Annotated in this window: 1 protein-coding gene and 1 pseudogene; one reads left to right on the top strand and one right to left on the bottom strand. The window is 71.1% G+C overall.

Translation table 11 applies throughout. The annotated features are described in order from the left end of the window. Nucleotides 1-616: 616 nt before the first annotated feature. A pseudogene (locus AC2W7M_RS18670) lies at nucleotides 617-2898 on the bottom strand (NADP-dependent malic enzyme). 322 nt (nucleotides 2899-3220) lie between these two features. Between AC2W7M_RS18670 and AC2W7M_RS18665 the strand changes: the two are divergent. Then, nucleotides 3221-5242 carry a hypothetical protein gene (locus AC2W7M_RS18665; protein WP_486133970.1) on the top strand — a complete coding sequence of 674 codons (2022 nt, stop codon included), beginning with the start codon at nucleotides 3221-3223 and terminating at the stop codon, nucleotides 5240-5242. The last annotated feature ends 392 nt before the right edge of the window (nucleotides 5243-5634 follow it).

The following is a 5634-nucleotide window of genomic DNA, read 5'->3' as shown; positions in this document are numbered from 1 at the left end:
GCGTCCATGCGGGGCGTGCACCGTCTGCGCGGGGCGGCGGGGGGCGGAATCAAGGGGGCCGGCCTCGGCCATGAGTCTGCGCGCTCCTTGCGGCGGCGCCCGCCTCGGGGCACGCCGCGCCATGTCGTGAAACGGCAATCTAGGGTGTGCGCCCGGCCTCTTCAACGCAATGTCGGGCGCGCCCCGTCGCCGGACCGGCCGGGGTCTCTTCACCCCTGCCCTCTCCTCGCCGGGGAGAGGGGGCCAAAAGGAGGGGAGGCGCGGCCGGGGCATGACGGTGGTTCAGGCGGGGTGAGACTGGGATGGTCCGGCTGCCTAAAGCCGGGCGGCCATCTCCCCCTGCGGGAGAGGGGGCGGGGGTGAGGGGTTGTGCCGTCTTTCGGCCAGGGGGCGACCATGACGGTCGCTGGGGCTTTCAGTGCGCCCATCGTCTTTCACCGCCGTCATCCCCCGGCTTGTCCGGGGGATCCACGCGGCGGCTCGCCCGGCGCTTCATATGCGCACGCCCGCAGGCGGCACGGTGGATGCCCCGGACAGGCGGGGCATGACGGCGGTTTGGGCGGGACGCGCAGGCGGCCGTGTCCGGCCGCTGCGCCCTCGTTCCAGCCCCCGCGACTTACGCCTCCACCTGGGCCTCCGCCACCGCCACCGCCGTCATGTTGACGATGCCGCGCGCCGTCACCGACGGGCCGAGGATGTGCGCCGGCTTCGCCGTGCCCATGAGGATCGGGCCGACGGGCAGCGCGTCGCCCAGCACCTTGATCATGTTGTAGGCGATGTCGGCGACGTCGAGGTCGGGCATCACCAGCACGTTGGCGGCGCCTTCGAGGCGCGAGTTCGGCAGCGAGCGCTTGCGGATGTCCTCCACCAAAGCGGCATCCGCCTGCATCTCGCCGTCCACCTCCAGCATCGGCGCGCGCTCGCGCAGCAGCTCCACCGCCATGCGCACGCGCTTGGCCGAGAGCGTCTCGTGGCTGCCGAAATTGGAGTGCGAGAGCAGCGCGATGCGCGGCTCCAGGCCGAACCGGCGCACATGAGCGGCGGCGAGCACCGTCATCTCGGCGAGGTCGGCGGCCGAGGGCTCGGTCTGGATCTGCGTGTCGCAGATGAAGAAGTTGCCCTTGGGCGTGATGAGCAGCGACATGGCCGCCAGCTCCTTCACCCCCGGCGCGAGGCCGATGATGTCGCGCACCTGCCGCAGATGGCGAGTGAAGCGGCCCTCGATGCCGCACAGCATGGCGTCCGCCTCGCCGCGATGCACGGCGAGCGCGGCGATCACGGTGGGGTGGGTGCGCACCAGCGTGCGCGCCGCATCCGGCGTCACCCCGCGCCTGCCGGCGACCTCCATGTAGGTGCGCACGAACTCGCGGTAGCGCGGGTCGTCCTCGGGATTGATGATCTCGAAGCTGGTGCCCGGCTTGATGGAGAGGCCGAAGCGCTTGATGCGGCTCTCCACCACGCTCGCGGCCGCACCACGATGGGCTTGGCGATGCCTTCCTCGACCACCGCCTGGACCGCGCGCAGCACGCGCTCGTCCTCGCCCTCGGCATAGATCACCCGCTTCATGGACTGCTTCGCGCGGGCGAACAGCGGGCGCATGATGAAGCCGGAGCGGAACACGAAATAGTCGAGCTGGTCCTCGTAGGCCTCGAAGTCCTTGATCGGCCGGGTGGCGACGCCGGTCGCCATGGCCGCCTTCGCCACCGCGGGGGCGATGCGCAGGATCAGGCGCGGGTCGAACGGGGAGGGGATGAGCGATTCGGGTCCGAACGCCCGCGTCTCGCCGCCATAGGCGCGCGCCACCACGTCGGACGGGGTCTCGCGGGCGAGCGCGGCGATCGCCTCCACCGCCGCCATCTTCATCTCGGCGTTAATGTCGGTGGCGCCCACGTCCAGCGCCCCGCGGAAGATGTAGGGGAAGCACAAAACGTTGTTGACCTGGTTCGGGAAGTCCGAGCGGCCGGTGCAGATCATGGCGTCGGGCCGCGCGGCGCGGGCCTCCTCTGGCATGATCTCGGGAGAGGGGTTGGCGAGGGCGAGGATGAGCGGCTTGTCCGCCATCTTCTTCACCATCTCCGCCTTCAGCACGCCGCCGGCCGAGAGGCCGAGGAAGATGTGGGCGCCCTCGATCACCTCGTCGAGGGTGCGCTTGTCGGTCTTCTGGGCGTAGATTTCCTTGTAGGGGTCCATCAGCGTGTTGCGGCCGTCATAGACCACGCCGTCGATGTCCGTGACCCAGATGTTCTCGCGCTTCGCGCCCAGCGTCACCAGGAGGTTGAGGCAGGCGAGCGCCGCCGCGCCGGCGCCGGAGGTGACGATCTTCAGGTCCTCGATCTTGCGGTTGCCGATCTCCAGCGCGTTGCGCACCGCGGCGCCGACGATGATGGCGGTGCCGTGCTGGTCGTCGTGGAACACCGGGATCTTCATGCGCTCGCGCAGCCGCTTCTCCACCTCGAAGCACTCGGGCGCCTTGATGTCTTCCAGGTTGATGCCGCCGAAGGTCGGCTCCAGCGCGCTGATGACCTCCACCATGCGCTCGACGGTCTCGGCGTCGATCTCGATGTCGAACACGTCGATGCCGGCGAACTTCTTGAATAGGACCGCCTTGCCCTCCATCACCGGCTTGCCGGCGAGCGGGCCGATATTGCCGAGGCCGAGCACGGCGGTGCCGTTGGAGACCACGCCCACGAGATTGGCACGGATGGTGAGTTCGGCGGCCAGGAGCGGGTCGGCGGCGATGGCTTCGCAGGCGGCGGCGACGCCCGGCGTGTAGGCGAGCGCGAGGTCGCGCTGGTTGCCCAGCGGCTTGGTGGCCTGGATCTCAAGCTTCCCCGGCTTCGGCAGCCGGTGATACACCAGCGCGCCGGAGCGCAGATCCTCGGAAATGTAGGACGCCATACCTTCCCCCGTTCGTGTCGTGCCGCGCGCCACCGGTGCGGGCCGGAAAGTAGCCGCCGCGCTTGCCGATGTCACGGCTCGCGCGCGCTTTCGTCATGCTGCAGCGCGGGGTAAGGGAGTGCAGGTGCACCATGGAGCCGCGCCAGGAACCCCGCAAGGAGCCGCACCCGGCGCCGCGCCGGGACGGGCGCCAACCAGGGCTCCGGCAAGGGCACCCTCGCGCACGCAGATGGGATATGGTGCGCCGGCGCGGCCCGTTGCCGCGCACGCCCGCGTCACGGGCGCTCTCCGGCCGCGATTTGACAACCAAGGGTTCGCGAACATGGGCAAGAAGCTGGTCATCGGCCTCGTTGCGGTCGTCCTGCTGGGGGTTGCCGGCTATTTCGGCGTGCGCGTCTTCGGCGAGCGCAGCGCCCGCGCGGAGGTGGAGCGGACCTTCGAGGAAATCCGCCGCCGGGGCGCCACCGCCCGCTTTGCCGACGCCAGCGTGGACCCCGTGGCGCGGTCGATCGTCCTCACCGGCATCGAACTCGGCGGCGCCGACGCCGCGGTGAAGATCGTCAAGCTCACCGCCACCGGGGCACAGCCCCCGCGCGACCATTATGCCGAGGCCGAGGCGCTCGACCTTGAAGGGGTGGAGATCACGCTGTCCGGTCCCGCCGCCCTCGGCGGCCGCTTCGTCTATGTGATCCCCAAGGTGATGATCGACCGCTATCGCGGGCCGGTGGTGCCGCTGGCCACGCCGGAGGGCGAGGCCGGGCCGTTCGCCGCCGCCCGCTTCGCGCTGCGCCAGTTCGCGGCCACCAGCGCCGCCAAGGTGACCATTCCGGCCATGACGCTGCGCCAGACGCCTGCCAAGGCCGGCGCGGTGCCGGTGGAGATGGCCTATGAGGGCATCGCCGCCGAGCAGATCGCCGCCGGCAAGGTGCGCAGCCTCCTGGTGGACAAGCTGGTGTTCTCCGGGCCGGACGACGTGCCCGCGCCCGCCGCTCCCCAGGATGCCGCCCCCACGGGCGGGGCGCGGCAGACCGGCGAGCTCGCCGGCATTGTCGCCGCGCGCATCGACACCGGGCCCTTCCTCGCCGTGCTGTCCGGCGCCGCGCCCGGCAAGGAGCCGGACGATTACCGGGAGATCTACGGCAAGGTCGTGACCGGCCCGTACAAGGTGCGCCATCAGGATGGAAGCACCGCGGGCGCCGATTCGCTGCTGCTCGAGCATGTGGGCATCAAGCCCTCCGCCATCGCCCTCGACCGGCTGCTGGAGCTGGACGCGCTTTCCCGCAAGGGACCGGACCTCTCGGTCGCCGAGCTTGGCGAACTGGTGGAGGAGACGCGGCGCATCATCGACGGCCTCGCCTTCCGCACCTTCTCCATGACCGGCCTCACCGCCACCAGCAAGGACCAGACGGCGCGCATCGCCGCGGTGCGGCTCGACGGCTTCGCCGCCGGCGTGCTCGACGCCTTCGAGATGGAAGGCCTCGACGGCACGGACGCCGACAAGCGCCCGATCAAGGCCGCCCGGTTCGTGGTGCGGCGCCTCGATCTGAAGGCGCTGGCCGAACTCGCGCGGCAGGCGGACGCGCCGACGCCGATGGCGGCGCTCGGCCTGTTCAAGGTGGTGTCGGGGATCGAGGCCGCCGGCGTCGAGGTGCCCTATGACGGGGAGAGCGCGGCGCCCGGCGAGGCGCTGCGCATCGGCGCGCTGACGCTAGGCTGGGGCAGCGTGCTCGGCGAGATACCCTCCACCTTGCGCTTCGAGATGAAGGACGTGAGCGGTCCGATCAGTGCCGCGGACGGCGAGCCCTTCGTCTATCTCGCCAATGCCGGCGTCACCCGCGCCACCATGAGCACTGCGCTCAACATCGCCTACGAACCGGCGCGCGGCGACCTTCAGATCGGCCCCCTGGGCGCGCGGCTGGAGAAGGCTTTCGCGGTCTCGCTCGACACCGGCGTCGGCAACGTGCCGAAGGAGGCGTTCGCCGATGCCGCCGCCGCATTCGGGGCGCTCGGCGAGATCACCGCCCGTCCGCTGACGCTGAAGGTGGAGAATCTCGGCCTCGCGGAGCTGATGTTCCAGCAGCTCGCCGAAGCCGCCGGCGTGAGCGCGGACGACATCCGCGCCGACCTCTCCGCGCAGGTGGACGAGATCGCCGCCGTGCTGGCGCAGGTCAATCCTGACGTGGTGGGCGTCGCCGCGGCGGTGAAGAGCTTCCTCGCCACCCCGCGCACCCTGACGCTCTCGGCGACGCCCAAGGCCGACACGCCGCTCCTGCCGCTGTTCCTCAACGACGCCCCGTTCGGCGCGCTCTCCGCTTTCAGCCTCTCGGCCACCGCCGGACCCTGAGGGTCGGCCCCTGCGGGCGCCGCGCAAGGCGCCCGCGCGCAAGGGGCCAGCGCTCAGGGAATAGCTGCCCTCCAATTGGGGGATGCGGCGGCGGCCATGGAACATCGCGCTGCCGGGCGGAAGCAGAGACGCCCGGAGTGCGATCCGGTCGAACGGCATCGGCGTCGTCGGTGATAGCCCGCCGATAATTGCAGGGAGCAGGCAGGGTCCGCTCTGCCCGGCGTGCGGGCGAACGCGGCCTGCTGTGGCGGGCATCGATCGATTACGGCTGCAGCGTCCGCGCCCCGGAGGAAGAGAGGGCCTTCTGCCCCGGGGGCGCGGTGGCGGTCGGTGACGCGGCGCACGCGGGGTGGCGCCGCGGAAAGCAGGCCGAGCGCTTCGGTGCTCGGCCT

This window comes from Xanthobacter sp. BG11Y11_SDJG, from assembly GCF_057364445.1.
This window is presented reverse-complemented; position numbering and strand designations above follow the sequence as displayed.